Consider the following 17,499-nt stretch of genomic DNA (forward strand, 5'->3'; position numbering starts at 1 on the left):
GCGCCGTCAGTTCGCCAGGGGTCGTGGCGCTGGTCCAGCAGGACACCGACGGGCTCCTACGCACCCTGCTCGACATCGCCCCTCCGCGGGGCCCCCTGGACCGGCGGCGGATGCGCAGCGAGGTCGCCCGGATCACCAGCTGGCTCGACGGGCGGGCCCTGGCCGACATCCACCTCGACCGGGTGGCCAATCAGATCTTCTCGGTGGTGCAGCACCACCGGCTCTCGCTGCCGCCCGAGGTCGTCCAGCTGTTCCGGATGCTCATCATCGTCGACGGGCTGGGCCTGCGGATCGACCCCGGCTTCGACATCACCACGGTGCTGCACCCGTATGCCCGTCAGCTCATCCAGCAGCAGCTGGGCCCCGCCCAGGTGGCCGGGCGCCTGCGGGACGCGACGGTGGCGGCGGCCCAGCTCGGCGTGGACCTGCCCACCTACGCCCGGCAGCTGCTCGACCGGATCGACGGCGGGGGCGTGGACGTGACGATCCGCACCGCCGAGCTGGAGCCGCTGGTGGGGCGGATGGAGCGCACCGGCGACCGGGTCGTCGCCGCGCTCGTGGTGGCGGCCATGATCACCGGTGGCACCAACGTGCTCGTGGCCTACAAGGACCGGCTGGGCCGGTATGCCGGTCCGCTGGTCGCCGGAGGCGGGGCCGCGCTCACCGTGGGGAGCGCCTACCTCGCGTGGACCGGTCGCCCTCGCCGGATCAGGCCCCGCTGAGCGGTCGTACGATGACGAGGTGACCGGCGCCCCGAACGGATCGCTCCCGTCCTGGAGCCGGGTGCTGGTCGTGGTCGCCCACCCCGACGACGAGTCCTTCGGGCTGGGCGCCGTGCTGGACTCCTTCACCCGCGCGGGTGCCGACGTGGACGTGCTCTGCCTGACCCGGGGAGAGGCGTCCACCCTGGGGGCCGCCCCCGACCTGGCCGCCGTCCGGGCGGAGGAGCTCGCCGCAGCCGGGCGGGCCCTGGGTGTCCGGTCGACCCGGCTGCACGACCTCCCCGACGGGGGGCTGGCCGCCACAAAGCCCGCGCGGCTGCAGGCCGTCGTGGCCGAGGCGGTGCAGGACGGCCGGCCCGAGGGCCTGCTCGTCTTCGACACCACCGGGATCTCGGGGCATCCCGACCACGTCGCGGCGACCACGGCGGCGGTGGCCACGGCCGAGGAGCTGGACCTGCCCGTGCTGGCCTGGACCCTCACCGGCGAGCTCGCCGGCACGCTGCTGGCGGAGACGGGGGTGCCGTTCGCCGGGTGCGGCAGCGCCGACCACTTCGAGGTGGAGGTCGACCGCACCGCGCAGCGCACAGCGATCGCCTGTCACGCCAGCCAGGCCGTGCCCGGCAGCGTGCTGTGGCGGCGGCTCGAGCTGCAGGGGTCGAGAGAGACTCTGCGCTACCTGCGGACGCGGTAGCGGACGCCGCGCCCGCGGTCGTCGGGGGAGCAGAGCGTCAGGAGGTCGTCGACGTCCCGTCGGCCCCGGTCCCCGCGAGGGCGAAGCGGTCCAGGTCGCGTCGCCACATCCAGGCGATGGGACGGTTCATGGTGTGGTGCAGCAGCCACAGGGCCACCTTGTGCCTGAGCCGGACGGGGTGGGTGCCCCACCGGAAGAAGTCCCTGGCTAGGGCTCGGCCGAGCTTCGGCCTCGCTAGGGCTGGAGCTCCTGCACAGCGCTGAGGATGACGATGTGGTCGGGGGCGAGCCATGATCCGGCCGCCTCGTGGATGGCCTCGACGGTGGCGCGGTCGGCGACCACCACCTCGACGTAGAGGCGGGGCTCGGTCCCGCCTACCCCCACGCTGAGGAACCTGAGGTCCGTCCGTGCAGCCACGGCGTCCTGCGCCGCCCGCAGAGCCTCGTCGGAGGGCACGTCCCGCGCCTCGAGGCACAGCGGCCCGGTGTAGACGTCACGGATCGCGGCCCGCGAGGCGTCCAGGTCGGCGTCCTCGGCGAGCAGCACGTTCATCACCCCTCCGTCGGAGACCCAGGACGCCGCATACCCGGGCAGGTCCTCGCGCACCAGGGCCAGCAGCGCCTGCTCCTCATCCATCCCGGCCGGTCCACGGGTGCGGTCGGCCTGGTCGACGTCGGGCACATCGGCCGTCGGGTCCTCGCAGAGTGCGGTGAAGGCCGTCCCGAGCCGATCGGTGGTGTCGTACCCGGGGGGAGGATCTGGGCTCAGTGGCACGGTCAGGGTGAACCTCCCCTGTTCGCCGACCTCGGGGTCGTAATGACCGATGGCGTACAGGGTGGTGTCCGTCCAGGTGATCCCGTTCTCCCGTCGGACGTCGTGATCCGCCCAGGAGAACGGCCCCTCCAGCTCCGGCCCGGAACAGTCCGGTGGGTAGATCGCTGCCTGCGGGCCGAAGCAGAGGACCACCGGGTCCCCCTCCGACCGTTGGTAGGGGCTGGCCGCCAGGACGACCTCCTTCGAGAGGTCCACGACGTCGGACTCGCCGGCCGAGGGTGGCGTCGGCGTGCCGGAGGCGTTGGGTGCCGACCCGGTCACGGCCGGACCGTCAGCGACGGGCTCGGTCTGGCTCCCGCACGAGGCGACGAGCAGCGCCGAGGCGGTCGCGACGAGAACGGCAGCGATCCTCATCGGTGGATCATCGCAGCACTCGTGCTGCCGTGGTGGGAGACGGCTTCACATGATGTGCTGTAGAGATGCTCAGCCTGGAGGACATCTTCCCGCCGTTCGCGCTTCGGATCACGTGCGGCCCCGTCGAGTTGCGCGTTCTGCGCGACGACGACCTTCCTGAGCTCGTCGAGTTGGTGCGTCGTGGCATCGAGGCGCCCGATCTGCCCATGCCCTTCCTCCAGGACTGGCACACACGGCCATTCGCGCCTGGGTCGCCCGACGGTTTCCCGACCACCTCGCTGGCGTGGTGGTGGAGCCAGAGGGCGACGTTCGGGGCTGATGACTGGCGGCTGGCGCTGACGGTGCACCGCGACGACGAGCTCGTCGGCATGCAGGACCTGCACGCGAAGGACTTCGCCCAGACGCGACACGTCGACACCGGCTCCTGGCTCGGGCTGGCTCACCAGGGACGAGGAACCGGCACGCTGATGCGGCAGATGGTGGTCGGATTCGCGTTCGACGAGCTGGGCGCGCTGGACTGCGGATCGGGGTACATCGTCGGCAACCACGCCTCGGCGGCCGTGAGCCGTAAGACGGGATACGTCGAGAACGGCCGCCGCCGCATCGTGCAACACACGGCAGAAGGCAAGGCCGGTGTCGACGAGCAACGCGTGCTCGTCACGCCGGCCACCTACGTCCGACCGGCTGATCGCCTCGTCGTCGAGGGGGCTGAGGCGCTGCGGCGATTCCTGGGCATCGAACAGTGAGCCATGGGGCCGCGCCCACGACACAGTCCGTGGTGATGGGCCTGCCGCTGCTCCTCCCGTCGCTCCTGAGTAGCGTCGTGACCCATGAGCACAGGGCCCGAGCTGAGAGACCTGTGGGACTTCGACGACCCGGCAGGCAGCGAGGAGCGTTTCCGGGTGGCGGCCGGGGCGGCCAAGGATGCCGTGCAGCGCGAGCTGGCGCTCACGCAGGTGGCTCGCGCCCTCGGACTGCAGGATCGGTTCTCCGAGGGTCACGAGGTGCTCGACGCGCTGGCCTGCGACGATGTCGAGGTCAAGGCGCGCCATGAGCCGGAGCGGGGCCGGCTGCTGCGCTTCGCTGGTGACGAGGAGGCGGCGCTGTCGCACTTCCAGGCCGCCGCCGACCGGGCCCAGGACGCAGGGCTGGAGGAGCTGCACGTCGACGCGCTCCATATGCGGGCGCTCGTGCTGCCGCGGGAGAAGCGGCTCGCGGCCACCGAGGAGGCGCTTGCCTTGGCCCGTTCCGTCACTGACCCCAGGACCCGCGGTTGGGAGGCCTCCTTGCTCAACAATCTCGGGATGATTCATGCCGACGAGGGGATTTCGAGCAGGCGCTGGGGGTCTTCCGGGACGCCCTCGCGGCCCGCGAACGCACCGGTGACCAAGGAGCGACGAGGGTGGCGCGGTGGATGGTGGCGTGGGCGCTGCGCAACGTGGGTCGCTCCGACAAGGCCAGGCGTATGCAGCGCGCGCTCAAGGCCGAGCTCGAGGCGGTGGGGCAGCGTGACGCCTACGTCGAGGACGAGCTGCGGCTGCTGGAGCGGGAGGCGTCGGTGTCTGAGGGCGACGAGAGGGCGTAGCCCGACGGGCGCTGGGGATGTGGCGGCAGGACAGGATGTTCTGTGATGCGGCGGGCGCACCCGAGGTTGGGGCTCAGTGGCCTTCGCCGAGTCGGCCTGTGAGTAGGTCGTGGCGTGCGGCGGAGGACCAGTTAAGGCCGACGACGTCCACCTGCTTGCCGAGGCGTGCGTACTTGGTCCTGACGGCGTCGAGGGCGGCGACGGTGGAGGCGTCCCAGATGTGGGAGTCGGTGAGGTCGATGACCACCTTGGGCGGGTCGCCGGCGTAGTCGAACTGGTAGACGAGGTCGTTGCTGGTGGCGAAGAACAGCTCGCCTGAGACCTTGTAGGTGCGCACGTCGGGTTGGCCGTCACCGTCGACGTCGGTCTCGCTGACCTTGTCGACCGAGGCGAAGTGGGCCACCCGGCGGGCGAAGAGGATGATCGCGGCGTTGACGCCGACGATGACGCCGTAGGCCAGGTTGTGGGTGAGGACGGTGACGATGACCGTCAGGAGCATGACGATGTTCTCGCTGTGCGGCATCCGCCGCAGCGTGGCCGGGTGGATGCTGTGCCAGTCGAACGTGGCGACCGAGACCATGACCATGACCGCGACCAGGGCGGCCATCGGGATTATCCCGACGGCCGGTTCGGCGCCCAGGACGAGGGCGAGCAGGAAGATTCCGGCGAGGAAGGTGGAGATGCGGGTGCGGGCGCCGGAGACCTTGACGTTGATCATGGTCTGGCCGATCATCGCGCAGCCGCCCATGCCGCCGAAGAAGCCCGAGGCCAGGTTCGCAACCCCCTTGACCCCAGGACTCCCGGGTCTTGTTGGAGTGGGTGTCGGTGATGCCGTCGACGAGTTTGGCGGTCATCAGCGACTCCAGGAGCCCGACGAGGGCCATGGCCAGGGCGTAAGGGCCGATGATCTGGAGCGTCTCCAAGGTCAGCGGCACGTTGGGGATGAGCAGTTCCGGCAGGGAGGTGGGCAGCTCGCCCTGGTCAGAGACGTCCGGCAGGTCCCATCCGGCCGCCCAGACCAGGGTCGTGATCACGACGATCGCCACCAGGGGCGCCGGGACCATCGTGGTCAGGCGCGGCAGCCCGATCATGATGACCAGGCCGAGCCCGACCATCGGGTAGACCAGCCACGGCACGCCGAGCAGGTAGGGCAGCTGGGCCATGAAGATGAGGATGGCAAGGGCGTTGACGAAGCCGACCATGACCATCCGCGGGATGAACCGCATGAGCTTGGCCACCCCCAACAGCGCCAGGACGATCTGCAGGACGCCAGCCAGGATGACGGTGGCCAGGAAGTAGTCCAGCCCGTACTCCCGCGCGACCGGCGCGATGACCAAGGCGACCGCGCCGGTGGCGGCCGAGATCATCGCCGGGCGACCGCCCACGACGGCGATGGTGACAGCCATGATGAAGCTGGCGAACAGTCCCAGGCGGGGGTCGACCCCGGCGATGATGGAGAACGAGATCGCCTCGGGGATGAGGGCTAGCGCCACGACCAGACCGGCGAGGACCTCGGTGCGCAGCCGCCTCGGGTTGCGGAACGCGGCCCGGGTCGAGGTCTCCCGCTCGCCGGCCTCGGGCACCACCGGAATGCGGGGTTCCGTCGGAACGGTGGTGGTGGGCTCGGTCATGGGACCCCTCAGCAACAGGAAGGGCAACGTCTGGAACTACTGGGTGGCGGCACCGCCGAAAGGGTGGTGTCTGAGCACGACCGACCGGGTCTGCGGACACAGGAAAGCGACGGCGGCCTGCCGTCGCTGCACCGACCAACTCTATCGCAGCGTCAGAGTCACTCTCCTGGTCGCAGCGGCCGCCCCCGGAGCACTACTGTCAGAACCCGGTCCTCACCGAGGTCGGGTCCACCTGACCGAGCCTCGCGGCAAGGCTGTGCCATCAACCGCTCCTCGCTCACGCGACCCTCCTCACACCGGCTCGACCGACTGACCTGGGCTCAGTGACTCAACGCTGGGAGGGCCCGCAAGGTTGGCAAGCTGAGGGATGCACGCTCTCCACCCCGCCCGTCGGCACGATGACCCGCGCGACCAGCGGCACAGGCGGATGTCGGCAGGGCTCTCTCATCCGCTACCCTGCCAGGCCGAGGAAAGCCATCAGGGCGCGTTCGACCTCCACGAGACTTTCGGGCGCCAGGCGGCCAACGTGCGTACCGACGTTCTGGCGGCGAACTGTGGTGACCTTGTCGATCATGACCTGGCTGTCGTGCTGCAGACCGGTGAGATCATCGGCGGCGACGCGTACGCGAAGCAGAGGGGCATCGACCAGCGTCGTCGTCAGGGGCGCCACGGTCACGGAGGCAGTGCCCTCGAAGAGGTCGTCCTGCACGATCAGTGCGGGCCTTGGCCTGGAGGCGTAGACACCCCCGGCGACGGTCCACAGCTCACCGCGTCTCACTCCTCGTCCCAGGGGGCGGTGACGGCTTCGACGAACTCCTGGTCATCGGACTGCTCGTCCGCCCTCGCGACCAGGGCCGACTGACGTTCGGCCTCCTGTGCAAAGCGCTCGCTACGCACGTCCGGCACCCAGATCTGCACGGGTCGAAGGCCGCGTGCGCGCATCCTGCGCCGGTACTCGCTGACTCGATGCTTCACCGTCATGCCTACCACGTTACATGTAACGAGGGTGCAGCGGAGGGAGGCTACTCTCCCAACAACGCCCGAAGACTGGGACGCACGGTCGTGTGCGCCACCACGGGCGCCATGTCCAGCTCCCGGGCTGTCCCAGAAATCGTTCCCGGGCGCATGCGCGATCACCCGATGCTGTTTTGGCCTGGCCGTTCCGCCCGAACTCCGTCCTACAAAGGGGCGCACCCGCGCTGAGCCAGGCACCGCCGCGTTGCAGGGTGGTGCTCATGTGGACGCCCTGGCCGCTGAGCCGCGAGAGTGGGCCCGGCATGAGCAGAGTTGGCCAGAGGGAACGCCCAACGCTCAGGGAAGGATCGGTAGGAGACGCAGCCGGTCCGAGTGCGGCAACGTTGGACGAGCAGCCGGGGTGCTGGATGGGGCTGTAGACCCCGCCGTCAGCTGTCGACCGGCACTGCGAGCGAGGTATGCCGCCAGATGAGACCGTCGCGGAGCACGAACGAGCCGACGACCCGCACCGTGTCACCGGCGACGTCTTGAACGACGTCGTAAAGAAGCGTGTCCTCCGTGCGGCATACCTCGGAGGCCATGATGACTCGCCGTGGCGGTGTGACGGCCTCGGTGAAAAGTTCCAAGATGGCACCACCCGTGACTGCGCCCCCTTCGTGGAGGATAACCCCCTCGGGGTGATAGCGGCTCGCGAGTCCAGCAGCGTCGCCGCGTTCGAGCAGAGCAACTTGCTCAGCCAGGAGCGTTCCTGTGTTCATGGCCATGACGATGAGCCTAGGGGCACGACTGGAAGTCCGGCTGCGATGGCACGTCATGCGGGCGGGTGCCTCGGCGGTGACCGCCTTGCCTCTCGCGGCATGACCGGACGTTTGACACCTGTGCCGCCCGTGGAGAATCAGCGCATGCTGATCGCTCCGATCCCGTCCGCACTGGAACACGAGGCAGTACGACTCTGGCGTGATTGCGGACTGGTCCGCCCGTGGAACGATCCCGACGCAGACCTTGCGCGTGCGCTCGACGGACCGTCTTCCACGGTTCTTGGGGCGGTGGCTGACGAGCAGCTTCTCGGCACGGTCATGGTCGGGCATGATGGGCATCGCGGCTGGGTGTACTACCTGGCTGTCCAGCCGGACCATCGCGGGAACGGGCTTGGGCGTGAGCTGATGAGCGCTGCTGAGTCATGGCTGCGCGAGCAGGGCGTTCCCAAGCTCCAGCTCATGGTCCGTGCAGACAACAGCGCTGTGATCGAGTTCTACAAGCGGCTTGGCTATGTCGACCAGCAGGTCGCAGTCTTAGGTCGCTTCTTCGACGAGGAGCTACAGGAACTCCGTGATCAGAAGTCGTCCGAGCGGCTTCGCTAGGCTCACGCGGTCTGGAACGACCCGGTAGCAAGGCGCGGCCAGCGGCATGTGCGTGTGGTTGCTCGCTACTCAGGTTGGCGGCCCGCCTTGGTCGTTTTCCCTCAGATCCTCGAGGGTATCGAGCCGCCCACTTCCTCAGTCGTCTATTAGAGAAATTGCGTTCTTGCCAGTGATTGTCCAGGTTTGACCCGGGCACCACTGCTCGGTCAACGTGGCGTAGGCTTGCCCATCCTTCGTGCGCAACTGCAAGTCTCCGTGGGAGCAGTCGGGGTTCTGGTAACGAAACAGACCGCCGTCAGATGTGACAGAGGATTGGGCCCTCTACCCGCACGGAGAGCGGGTCACCCGGACCACGGTACTCACCTGCGGGGTCAGCGTCACCGGTCAGCGGGCGCGGGGCCCCGCTACCAGGCTCGGACCTGGTCGAGCCACCCGGCCTAAGCTAAGAAGCAGGACAGCAGTTCGGGCGCTGGCTCGATTGCACACGCCCATTCGAGTCTCCCCTTCCGGGTACGACACGTTGGGATCAGCGCCTGCTGCCAGCGAGGGCCTTCTGCATGTGAGCAGCCCGGTCCACCTTCTCGCCATGAGCGCAGTTCAGCAGACGCCGGCGGGGGTGATACCTCACGTCTTGCCATGGGTGAAGGAACTGCCGTCACATGCGGCAGCCCGTCACTCCATTCGGACGGACGTCGAGGCGCTCACCGGCTCAGTTGACGTGGGCGACCAGCAGTGTGCTAGGGCAAACTCACCATCGGTCTGGGGAGGCAGCAGCACTTCTACTGACCTGACCTGGACGAGGCGCTCCAGCTGTCTGCAGATCAGGGGGGTCCTGGCCGGGGCGCACTCGACGACCAGGTGGACCAGTGTCACGCCGGCGGCCGGGTCGCAGGTGGCGCAGAGGGAGAGGGTGTACACCGCCCGGCTCGTCAGGAGAACCGTGATGCGGCTCAGGACCTCGCTGCCTGAACCGGCGACCATTACGCGAAGCGTGGTCGGGCTCATGTCGTTCTCTTCGGGTGAGACTGCATCGGCAGGGGCTGGTCGATCGATGACCCGAATGGTGTCGGCCGCGTGATGGGTCGAGTTCATCGGGGTTGCACCGGCTCGTGGGGCTGGACGCGGACGGCGGCAGTGTCTGCCGTCGAGGCATCAACCGCGGCGGCGTTGACTGCTCGGCCGGTTGCGAGCAGCACGAGGGCAAGCGCCCCGGTGAGCAGCATGTGTCCGAGGCCGGAGACGCCGGCGATAGCGGAGTGGTCGGCGTGCGAGGCCCCGATCACCTGCAGTGTTCCCTTGTAGGCCAGCATGCCGACGGTCAGGACGAGGCCGGCGTTGAGCAGGTGGGCGCCCCACCGCAGGTGCTTGTCCGCGCGGAGGCCGGGCAGCGCGGCCGCCAGTGCGAGCAGCAGGAGCATGAGCAGGGTGCCCAGGATGAGCGCGTGGGTGTGGACGACGGCCAACTGGGTACGACCGGTGAAGTCGTAGGCCTTGGTCACCTCGCGGTAGGTCAGGCCTCCGAGGAGCCCGAGGACCGTCCAGGTGACGGCGGAGCGGAACAGGTAACGAAGCATGTCCTCGACGGTACGGAGCACCAGGTGCCGTTCGCGCGCCGCCGCCATCAATCCTTCGGTTGAGTCCTGCGTCCTTAAACAGAGCGGGCGCGCTGCCACATGGTCGTCGTCAGGGGGATCTGGGGGCAGGAGCTCAACTCCTTCGCGCGCGCGGCCCCGACACGGGGGGTCACCTCGCCCTTTGGCCGCGACGCCAGCACACGGTCCGATCTATTCCAGGACGCGGAGTAGGTGGACGAGGCGTCCTCCGCGTGCGGGTGAGGCGCTCATGGACGCCGCGGCGTCCTGCTGCTCAGTCGAGCAGGCCGGCCCCGCGCGCGGCTGCGACCGCGGCGGTGCGGTTGTCGACGCCCAGCTTGCCGAAGACGTGGTTGAGGTGCGTCTTGACCGTGGCCTCGCTGACGACGAGCCGGCGGGCGAGATCCCTGTTGGACAGCCCGTGCGCGACCAGGCCGAGGACCTCGAGCTCACGGGCCGACAGCTCGGTGCGACGCACCCGCATGGCGGCCACGACCCGGCTGGTCAGGTGTGGGCCCAGCACGGTCTCACCGCGGGCGGCGGACTGGATCGCGGCGACGATGTCGGCCGGGGCCGCGTCCTTGAGCAGGTACCCCGCCGCGCCGGCCTCCACGGCTCGCACCAGGTCGGAGTCGTGGTCGTAGGTCGTCAGGATCAGGACGGCCGTGTCCACCGCCCGGGTCACCTGGACCCCGTCCGGCCCGTCCCCCAGGCGCAGGTCGCACAGGACCACGTCAGGTGTCAGCTCCGCGGCCAGGCGCACCGCCTCCGTCCCGTCGGCGGCCTCGCCGACCACGAGCAGACCGGGTTGCACCGACAGCAGTGCTGTCAGTCCGGCGCGCACGACCGGGTGGTCGTCCACGACGAGCACCGACACAGGGGTATGCCGTTGCGCGCCGGTGTCCGGGCCGCTCACCGCCACCCTCCCCCCGCGCTGCGCGGCAGGTGCGCGCTCAGCGCGGTGCCGCGCCCTGGCTCGGACTCGACGTCCAGCCCACCACCAAGCTCCAGGAGCCGTTCCCGGGAGGCCCGCAGCCCGTACCCCCCACCCGCCGGGCTGCCCTGCGCAGCGCCCAGCGTCGCGACGTCGAACCCGCGCCCGTCGTCCACGACGTCCAGGCGCACCGAGTCCTCGGCCTCTGCCAGCGTGAGCACGACCGAGGTTGCCCGTGCGTGCTGCCGGACGTTGGCCAGGGCGGACTGGGCCGTGCGCAGCAGGGCGACCTCTATCCCCGGTGGGAGCGAGGTGACCTCCCCCTCGACCCGGACCTCGGTCCGCACACCGCTCTCCTGCTCCAAGCGGGCGCTGATGCGACCGAGGGCGTCGACGAGCCCGGACTCCAGCGGGGTCGGGGCGAGGGCCCCGACGACACGGCGGGCCTCCTGCAGGTGCTCGGCCGCGCTGGCCTCGATCTGTCCCAGGAGGCGGGTCCTGGCCGCCGGCTCCCCGGTGGCGGCACCGGCCCGGGCGAGCAGGAGGATGGAGGAGAACCCCTGGGCGAGGGTGTCGTGGATGTCGCGCGAGAGCCGTGTCCGTTCGGACAGAACCCCTGCGGCGTGCTGGGTCTGGGCCAGCTCGGCGTGCAGCTCCTCGGCCTCCGCCTGCGCAGCGACGAGGGAGGTCACGAGCTGCTCGCGCTGCTGGCTGTCACGCACGATGACCTGCAGGCCACGGGAGAGCGCCACCGCGAAGACTCCGCCGATGACCGGCCCGAGGACCGCGGCGGTCGACCAGCCCTCGGCGTGACCGCCGCGACCGACGACCACCGCCAGGACCAGCACCGACACGACGACCGCGTGGACCAGCGGCAGCAGGTGGCCGGCGAGCAACCACAGGGAGAAGGCGACCCACACCATCTCCGGGGACGCGACTACCGTGAGCAGCCACACGCCCACCAGCCCCAGGAGCCACCACCCGCCGACGGGCAGTCCCCGCCCGGGGCGGCCCCGCCCGTCCGCGAGGTCGCGACCGGACGCGGCACGCCGCGCGCCCACGGCATACCAGGCGAGGAAGAGGGCGGTGCTTCCCAGGAGCGGACCGGCGGCGTCGCCGGCCCCCAGCCCGCGGCCGACACCGACCACGACCAGGACCGCGAGCAGCAGGTGCTGCACACCCGCCAGGCGACGGATCATCACGCGGGTTCGGCTCACGCCCTCATCGTGTCAGGGCTGCCTGGGGACTGTCCTCCGGCACCGCGGACGCGGCGGGGGAAGGGTCGGCGACGGGTGCGGTGCCGGGCTCGCCCGGCCACCAGAACCGGTCGCCGAGCAGCACGATCACCGCCGGGACGAGCAGGGTGCGGACCAGCATCGTGTCCAGGACGACCCCGAGGCCGACGATCAGCCCGAGCTGACCGAGGGTGATGAGCGGAAGCACGCCCAGCGCCGCGAAGACACCGGCCAGGACGATTCCCGCGCTGGTGATCACCGCACCGGTGGTGCTCACGCCGCGGACCACGGCGCCGCGGGTTCCGACGTGCGGCACCTCGGTACGGATCCGGTGCGCGAGGAAGATCGTGAAGTCGATGCCCAGCGCTACCAGGAAGAGGAAGGCCAGCAGCGGCACCGGCGTGTCCAGCGCCTCCCACCCGAACACGGTGAGCCCCAGCCAGGCACCGGCACCGATGGTGGCCAGCGTGCTGAGGACGTTGACGGCGAGCAGCACGACCGGCGCGACGACCGAGCGCAGCAGGAACGCCAGGACGACCGCGACGACCGCCAGCACCAGCGGCACGACCAGCAGCAGGTCCTCCAGCGCCCCGTCACGGGCGTCGAGCTCGGCGGCAGGGGCACCACCCACGAGCGCCTCCGCGGCCGCGACGCCGTGCGCCGCCTCGCGCACACCCTGCACCAGCACGCGCTCGGCCTGCGAGCCCGGTGAGGCATCCCCGGTGACCACGAGGGTGGCGATCTCACCGGCGGACGTCGACCCGGTGCCTGCGGGGCGGACCGACGCCACTCCGGGCACCGCCGTCACCGCAGCCGCGACCTCCTGGAGCTCCTCCGGCGTCGTCACGACGGTCATTGGGGCGCCGCTGCCGGCGGGGAAGTGCTCCGCGAGCACCTCCAACGCGGCACCGGACTCCGACGCGACCCGGAAGCGCTCGGTCTGGCTCAGACCGACCTGGGTCCCGACCAGGCCGGTCGTCATCACCGCAAGGAGGGCGGTCCCGCCTGCCAGCACCTGCCAGGGCCGGCGGACGACAAGGCCGGCCACCGCACCCCACGGGTCACGGCCCGGCTCACGGACGGTTGTGTCACCCTCCTGGACCGGGCGTGGCACGAACGGCCAGAAGGCGCCCCGGCCCACGACGGCCAGCGCCGCCGGCAGCACCAGGACGGCGAAGGCGAGGGCGACGAGCAGCCCGACGGCCGCGGCGACGCCGATGCCCCGGGTGCCCGGGATCACCGCGAGCGTCAGGGTGGCCAGAGCCAGCACGACCGAGACGTTGCTCGCCAGGATCGCCGGGAGCGTGGCGCGCCAGGCGCTGACGAGCGCCTGGCGGTGGTCGCCATACCTGGCCAACTCCTCTCGGTAACGGGAGATGAGCAGCAGCGCGTAGTTGGCGCCGGCGCCGAAGACCAGCACGCTGATGATGCCGGAGTCGAAGTTGAGCGCAAGCCGCTCACCGGCCGCCTGGGTCAGGACGCCGGCGACCTGGTCGGCGACTCCGACCACGGTCAGCGGGACCAGCCACAAGATCGGCGAACGGTAGGTCAGCAGCAGCAGCAGACCGACCACGCCGACCGTCACCAGCAGCAGACGCAGGTTCGCACCGTCGAAGGAGGCGGCGAGGTCCGCGCCGAAGGCGGGGCCCCCGGTGGTCTGGACGGACAGACCTTGCGGCAGCTCGGCGGCGACCGTGCCCCGGACCTCGCCGACGACCTCGCGCATCGCGCCGGTGTCCGTGCTGGCAACCCTCACAGGTACCCGCAGGAGGGCTGCGCCACCATCCTCAGCCGGGACCGGACCCGTGACTGCGTGTCCGGCAGCCGCCGGCAACGCGGCGCCCAGGCCGGCGAGCTGGCCGAGGTCGGCGTCACTCAGGACGGCGCCGTCCTGGCGGGTGAGCACCACGACGAGCTGCTGGACGTCCTGCCCGGGCAGCTCCGAGAGCAGGTCGTCGACCTGGGCCGACTCCGAGCCCGGCGGCGGCGACCCGTGGTCGTTGAGAACCTCAGCACCCCGCAGCGCGCCCACGAGACCGACCGAGACGAGGACAGCGAGCAGGAGCGTGACCCAGGCGCCACGGCGCCCGGTGAGCAGGTGCGGCAGCGCCGGGAAGAATGTGCGGGTGACCATGCTTCGACGCTAGGCCGGGCTCGGGGTCCGTCTCGCCCTACCAGCATCCATCCTTCGGTTGATCCAGCCGCGACCTCATCGAATACGGGCCCGACGGTGGGGTGTAGCCGGCCGAAGAGCGGTAGTCACGACCAAGGTTCAGCGTGCACCGTCAACCACTCAACAGCCGTCAGGTCAGAAGACGACCTCAGGGTCAAAACGCCATCCTGGCATCCCAGAGCCATCGTTCATGGTCACGAAGTCGGTGGTCCAAGGGGCGGGATGCGGCAGAAGCGTGCGATCTGCGCCCTGCCCTCCGGTGGGTGCGCGAACCGGGGTTGCTCTTGAGGGTGGCCGGGCCGCCCGGGCGTCTCGGCTGTCAGAGCTGGGTACCGATCAGCGCGCCGATAACATAGGTGATCGTCATCGCGAGCGCGCCGCCGGCGACGTTGCGTAGGGCGGCTCGCTGCTTCGGAGCGCGGCCCAACTGGGCGGAGGTCACGCCGGTGATGAGGAGCGCCACGATGACGGCCGTGGCGGTGATCGGGATCGCGGCCTCCCTCGGCGACAGGAGGATGGCGGCCAACGGGATGAGTGCCCCTGCGAGGAAGGCGAGCATGGATGCCAGCCCCGCATGCCAGGGATTGCTCAGCTCGTCGGGGTCGATGCCCCGCCTGAATCGGGCATGGGCTCGTGTCGCGTCGGCACCGGTGAGCTGTTGCGACACCTGGCAGGCGACATTGGGCTCGACCCCCTCCTGTGCAATCACGCCAGCCAGTTTGTGTAGTTCGCCGGTGGGGTCGGCGTTGAGCTGGGCCTGCTGACGGACCAGCACGGCGCGCTGCGCGTCACGCTGGCTGGAGACGGAGACGTACTCGCCGACCGCCATCGACAGGGCGCCGGCGGCGACTCCCGCGACACCTGCCGCGAAGAGCGCCCCATCGCTGACCGCGGCCCCGGCCACGCCGACGACGATGCCTGCGGTGGAGATGATGCCGTCGTTGGCGCCCATCACACCGGCGCGCAGCGCGTTCAACCGCGTGTTGAGGCCTTCACCAGGGTCGGGCGCGGGTACCGGTCCTGTGCACTCGTGGCTGGGAGCGGCATCCAGTCGACGGCCGTCGTCCAGTGAGAGGGACATGGTCTGGTCGGGTGCCATGGGGGCGGCTATGGACGAAGTCTCGTGGGTCATGCCTGGAGTCAACCAACGAAGCCGATCGAGGACCTTGACGTGCGTCAAGGCGCTGGTGCCCGTCAGCCCCGTAGCTTCAACTCATCGGCACCCCGCCGCAGCACTCGAGAAGGAGTCACCATGAGCATCCTCACCCTCCGGACAGCCGCCCGCGCCCTGACCGTCGCGTTGATCCAGCCCGCCTCGGCCCACTGCGACACCGAGGACGGTCCGGCCGTCCAAGACGGCCGCAGGGCACTGGAGACCGGCAACCCCAACTACGCCCTCAAGTGGGTCCACTCCGCAGGCGAGGAGGAAGTGCGTGCCGCGTTCGACGCCGCCCAGGCGGCCCGCGGCGGTCAGGACGCCGCCCAGGCCGCGCGCGCATTCCTGGCAACGCTCGTTCGCGTCCACCGGGCCGGTGAGGGGGCCGGGTTCGACGGCATCCAGCCGACCGGTACCGAGCTGCCGCCCGAGGTCGTGGCAGCGGACGCCGCGCTGGACGCGGGGACGATCGAACCGCTGCGTGGGCTCATCCCCGACGATCGCTGGGGCGAGCTGGAGAAGCGTTTCACGCTGGCGCTGGCCAAGAAGCGGTTCGAGGTCGACGACCTGGACGCCGCGAGGGACTACGTCGCGGCGTACGTGCAGTTCTTCAAGTACGCCGAGGGTGAGGACGAGCACCGCCACCAGGGCGGCCATCACGGCTCACACGAGCACGCCGTCCACCAACACTGATGGCAGCTCTCCCGGCATGGTTCACCCGGGTCCAGTCGGACTCGATGGTCCCGGGTCTGCGTCATGGGCAGCTGGTCCTGACGATCGCGCCCCGACGTAAGCACAGCTTCCGCCGCGGCGCGATCGTTGCGGTCGACTCCCGAGAGATCGGGCAACGAATCGTGAAGCGGATCATCGGCCTCCCCGGCGAGCGCGTTCGCCTCGACGGCAGCCATGTCTGGGTCAACAACCACCTTTTGGACGAGCCGTACGCCTCGGCTGCAACCCACCGGGCAACCTTCAGTGTGCCGGCCGGGCACTACCTCCTGCTCGGCGACAACCGCGACGCCTCCACCGACTCCCGCAGCTGGAGGCAGCCGTATGTGTCGCGATCGGAGATCACGGGCATCCTCATCTCTTCCCGCCCGCGCCAACGGCGAAACGGTGCCGATCCGCCGGGTGAGTCACCCTAAAGGCGGCAGTACCGGATGGTGAACGGCCGTGCTTCCCGAGTCGCAGAACCGCTGTGGGCTCCCGGGCAGCGGGCTCGGAATGCCGGCAGTTCTTGACGGACGAAGTTGGCGCACAAAGGATTGGGCCGAGAGCGCCCGCAGGAGTGTTTCCCTCACGACAGCCAGGCCGAATTATGTCCCGGCGGGATACGCGCTGCGTTACCGCGTCGTTGACGGGATGAACTTGGCATGGCGGGAGTGGTCGCAGTCGAGCTTGCGCTCATGTGTGCGGGGGCGTGCTGCGCTGGTCGCGCAGGAAATGCCCCGGCGTCATCCCGGTGACCGCGCGGAAGTCGTGGGTGAAGTGGGCCTGGTCGCTGTAGCCGAGCTCGGCCGCCACGTCGGCCAGAGTGGTGTTCCCGGACTTGAGCGCCTGTACCGCGTCGTGCAGGCGCCGGCGCTTGACCAGCCACTTGGGGGTCAGCCCCACCCGCTGCTCCACCAGACGCTGGAGGCTGCGCTCGGTGAGGCCGAACTCGCGGGCCACGTGCTCGACCCGAGTCACGTCGGGGTTGTGACGGAGCCAGGTGACGATCTGGTTGATTAGTAGTCCCTGCTCGTCCACCGGTAGGTAGGCCGTGAGCCACCGCTCCACCACTGCGATCGCCGCTGCGTGGGCGGCCGGATCGCGCGGGGAGGCCGCCATCGCGGCCCGCACGTCGGGCACCAGACTGCTGGGAACGCCGTCGACCCCGGTCAGGTCGACCCACCTGTCGGTGAGCTCGGCGACGGACCGCCCGAGCAACAGACGTCCGGCGGCCGGTTCAAGCATGGTGCCGACGGCCCAGCCCTCACCATCGAGCGTCACGCTGGAACTGCCCCGCGCCACGCCGTACAGCCTGGCGTAGCTGTCGCTGACGACGACAAGGCAGACGGGGTGCTGCAGGGTGCTCTGCGTGGAGGGCTCAGCTAGCGACCACACCGGGATCCAGTAACGAGCGACCAGGTCGGCGAGATGCTCGCTCGGGGCGTAGCGGTGTATGGGTGGTGAGGGCCGGCTGACTCCCGTCAGGTGTGCCCGATCGACCGGGTCGACCGGTCGCGGGATCTCGGGCGCAGGCATGTGTCGGAT

The 17,499-nt window shown here is 70.1% G+C and carries 18 protein-coding genes and 1 pseudogene; 7 read left to right on the forward strand and 12 right to left on the reverse strand.

The window, feature by feature from the left end; all coding sequences use genetic code 11:
* The first annotated feature begins 23 nt into the window (after nucleotides 1-23).
* On the forward strand, nucleotides 24-722 hold the full coding sequence (locus tag E3Z34_RS18430; RefSeq protein WP_238695287.1) for an AarF/ABC1/UbiB kinase family protein: 699 nt from the start codon (nucleotides 24-26) through the stop codon (nucleotides 720-722).
* A 19-nt stretch (nucleotides 723-741) separates the two neighbouring features.
* Entirely contained in the window at nucleotides 742-1,413 is a 672-nt protein-coding gene (locus E3Z34_RS01295; RefSeq protein ID WP_238695288.1) for a PIG-L deacetylase family protein, read from the forward strand.
* A gap of 234 nt (nucleotides 1,414-1,647) precedes the next feature.
* Here the strand turns inward: E3Z34_RS01295 and E3Z34_RS01300 are convergent, their stop codons facing one another.
* A complete protein-coding gene (locus tag E3Z34_RS01300) occupies nucleotides 1,648-2,601 on the reverse strand; it encodes a hypothetical protein (RefSeq protein ID WP_134772160.1) in 954 nt (317 codons plus the stop codon).
* 65 nt (nucleotides 2,602-2,666) lie between these two features.
* Between E3Z34_RS01300 and E3Z34_RS01305 the strand changes: the two genes are divergently transcribed.
* Together E3Z34_RS01305 and E3Z34_RS01310 are read left to right on the forward strand one after the other, a co-directional pair.
* Nucleotides 2,667-3,347, forward strand: coding sequence for a GNAT family N-acetyltransferase (locus E3Z34_RS01305; protein ID WP_134772161.1), 681 nt, complete (start codon nucleotides 2,667-2,669; stop codon nucleotides 3,345-3,347).
* A 656-nt stretch (nucleotides 3,348-4,003) separates the two neighbouring features.
* Nucleotides 4,004-4,186 (forward strand): hypothetical protein, encoded by a 183-nt coding sequence (locus E3Z34_RS01310; protein ID WP_134772162.1) that lies wholly within the window; start codon nucleotides 4,004-4,006, stop codon nucleotides 4,184-4,186.
* Between the two features lie 73 nt (nucleotides 4,187-4,259).
* Here the strand turns inward: E3Z34_RS01310 and E3Z34_RS01315 are convergent.
* The 4 genes and pseudogenes from E3Z34_RS01315 to E3Z34_RS17575 all read right to left on the reverse strand — a co-directional run bounded on the left by E3Z34_RS01315 (nucleotide 4,260) and on the right by E3Z34_RS17575 (nucleotide 7,418).
* Nucleotides 4,260-5,817: pseudogene (locus E3Z34_RS01315) on the reverse strand (SulP family inorganic anion transporter).
* 451 nt (nucleotides 5,818-6,268) lie between these two features.
* On the reverse strand, nucleotides 6,269-6,595 hold the full coding sequence (locus E3Z34_RS01320) for a type II toxin-antitoxin system PemK/MazF family toxin (protein ID WP_134772163.1): 327 nt from the start codon (nucleotides 6,593-6,595) through the stop codon (nucleotides 6,269-6,271).
* Nucleotides 6,592-6,798, reverse strand: a complete 207-nt coding sequence (locus E3Z34_RS01325; RefSeq protein ID WP_134772164.1) for an antitoxin MazE-like protein — start codon at nucleotides 6,796-6,798, stop codon at nucleotides 6,592-6,594. Before E3Z34_RS01325 ends, E3Z34_RS01320 begins: the two co-directional genes overlap by 4 nt.
* 422 nt (nucleotides 6,799-7,220) lie before the next feature.
* Entirely contained in the window at nucleotides 7,221-7,418 is a 198-nt protein-coding gene (locus E3Z34_RS17575; RefSeq protein ID WP_158288571.1) for a hypothetical protein, read from the reverse strand.
* Between the two features lie 276 nt (nucleotides 7,419-7,694).
* On the opposite strand from E3Z34_RS17575, the gene E3Z34_RS01335 reads away from it, so the two are divergent.
* Nucleotides 7,695-8,153: a GNAT family acetyltransferase gene (locus E3Z34_RS01335; protein ID WP_134772166.1), complete on the forward strand. Its 459-nt coding sequence runs from the start codon at nucleotides 7,695-7,697 to the stop codon at nucleotides 8,151-8,153.
* Between the two features lie 672 nt (nucleotides 8,154-8,825).
* Here E3Z34_RS01335 and E3Z34_RS01340 read toward each other — a convergent pair.
* From E3Z34_RS01340 to E3Z34_RS01365, 6 genes are all read right to left on the reverse strand, one after another.
* On the reverse strand, nucleotides 8,826-9,245 hold the full coding sequence (locus tag E3Z34_RS01340) for an ACT domain-containing protein (RefSeq protein ID WP_134772167.1): 420 nt from the start codon (nucleotides 9,243-9,245) through the stop codon (nucleotides 8,826-8,828).
* On the reverse strand, nucleotides 9,242-9,727 hold the full coding sequence (locus tag E3Z34_RS01345) for a DUF2871 family protein (RefSeq protein WP_134772168.1): 486 nt from the start codon (nucleotides 9,725-9,727) through the stop codon (nucleotides 9,242-9,244). Before E3Z34_RS01345 ends, E3Z34_RS01340 begins: the two co-directional genes overlap by 4 nt.
* Nucleotides 9,728-10,019: 292 nt before the next feature.
* On the reverse strand, nucleotides 10,020-10,661 hold the full coding sequence (locus E3Z34_RS01350) for a response regulator (protein WP_134772169.1): 642 nt from the start codon (nucleotides 10,659-10,661) through the stop codon (nucleotides 10,020-10,022).
* Nucleotides 10,658-11,896: a sensor histidine kinase gene (locus tag E3Z34_RS01355; protein WP_238695289.1), complete on the reverse strand. Its 1,239-nt coding sequence runs from the start codon at nucleotides 11,894-11,896 to the stop codon at nucleotides 10,658-10,660. Before E3Z34_RS01355 ends, E3Z34_RS01350 begins: the two co-directional genes overlap by 4 nt.
* Nucleotides 11,897-11,900: 4 nt before the next feature.
* A complete protein-coding gene (locus tag E3Z34_RS01360) occupies nucleotides 11,901-14,048 on the reverse strand; it encodes an MMPL family transporter (protein WP_134772170.1) in 2,148 nt (715 codons plus the stop codon).
* Nucleotides 14,049-14,406: 358 nt separating this feature from the next.
* Nucleotides 14,407-15,186 carry a VIT1/CCC1 transporter family protein gene (locus E3Z34_RS01365; protein ID WP_238695290.1) on the reverse strand — a complete coding sequence of 260 codons (780 nt, stop codon included), beginning with the start codon at nucleotides 15,184-15,186 and terminating at the stop codon, nucleotides 14,407-14,409.
* Nucleotides 15,187-15,339: 153 nt separating this feature from the next.
* Between E3Z34_RS01365 and E3Z34_RS01370 the strand changes: the two genes are divergently transcribed.
* A complete protein-coding gene (locus E3Z34_RS01370; protein WP_134772171.1) occupies nucleotides 15,340-15,936 on the forward strand; it encodes a DUF6448 family protein in 597 nt (198 codons plus the stop codon).
* A 44-nt stretch (nucleotides 15,937-15,980) separates the two neighbouring features.
* Complete coding sequence (gene lepB / locus E3Z34_RS01375) at nucleotides 15,981-16,388, forward strand: signal peptidase I (protein ID WP_158288572.1); 408 nt, start codon at nucleotides 15,981-15,983, stop codon at nucleotides 16,386-16,388.
* A 259-nt stretch (nucleotides 16,389-16,647) separates the two neighbouring features.
* On the opposite strand, the gene E3Z34_RS01380 is transcribed toward lepB, so the two are convergent.
* Nucleotides 16,648-17,490 carry a helix-turn-helix domain-containing protein gene (locus tag E3Z34_RS01380; RefSeq protein ID WP_134772173.1) on the reverse strand — a complete coding sequence of 281 codons (843 nt, stop codon included), beginning with the start codon at nucleotides 17,488-17,490 and terminating at the stop codon, nucleotides 16,648-16,650.
* Nucleotides 17,491-17,499 lie beyond the last annotated feature (9 nt).

This window comes from Ornithinimicrobium flavum, assembly GCF_004526345.1.
GTDB classification, from domain to species: Bacteria; Actinomycetota; Actinomycetes; order Actinomycetales; family Dermatophilaceae; genus Ornithinicoccus; species Ornithinicoccus flavus.

Coding starts and splice junctions, on each gene's coding strand:
- E3Z34_RS01325 (WP_134772164.1), bottom strand. CDS start 6,798: ATGACGGTGAAGCATCGAGTCAGCGAGTACCGGCGCAGGATGCGCGCA.
- E3Z34_RS01365 (WP_238695290.1), bottom strand. CDS start 15,186: ATGGCACCCGACCAGACCATGTCCCTCTCACTGGACGACGGCCGTCGA.
- lepB (WP_158288572.1), top strand. CDS start 15,981: ATGGTCCCGGGTCTGCGTCATGGGCAGCTGGTCCTGACGATCGCGCCC.
- E3Z34_RS01300 (WP_134772160.1), bottom strand. CDS start 2,601: ATGAGGATCGCTGCCGTTCTCGTCGCGACCGCCTCGGCGCTGCTCGTC.
- E3Z34_RS01370 (WP_134772171.1), top strand. CDS start 15,340: ATGAGCATCCTCACCCTCCGGACAGCCGCCCGCGCCCTGACCGTCGCG.
- E3Z34_RS01335 (WP_134772166.1), top strand. CDS start 7,695: ATGCTGATCGCTCCGATCCCGTCCGCACTGGAACACGAGGCAGTACGA.
- E3Z34_RS01305 (WP_134772161.1), top strand. CDS start 2,667: ATGCTCAGCCTGGAGGACATCTTCCCGCCGTTCGCGCTTCGGATCACG.
- E3Z34_RS01340 (WP_134772167.1), bottom strand. CDS start 9,245: ATGAACTCGACCCATCACGCGGCCGACACCATTCGGGTCATCGATCGA.
- E3Z34_RS01380 (WP_134772173.1), bottom strand. CDS start 17,490: ATGCCTGCGCCCGAGATCCCGCGACCGGTCGACCCGGTCGATCGGGCA.
- E3Z34_RS01345 (WP_134772168.1), bottom strand. CDS start 9,727: ATGCTTCGTTACCTGTTCCGCTCCGCCGTCACCTGGACGGTCCTCGGG.
- E3Z34_RS01360 (WP_134772170.1), bottom strand. CDS start 14,048: ATGGTCACCCGCACATTCTTCCCGGCGCTGCCGCACCTGCTCACCGGG.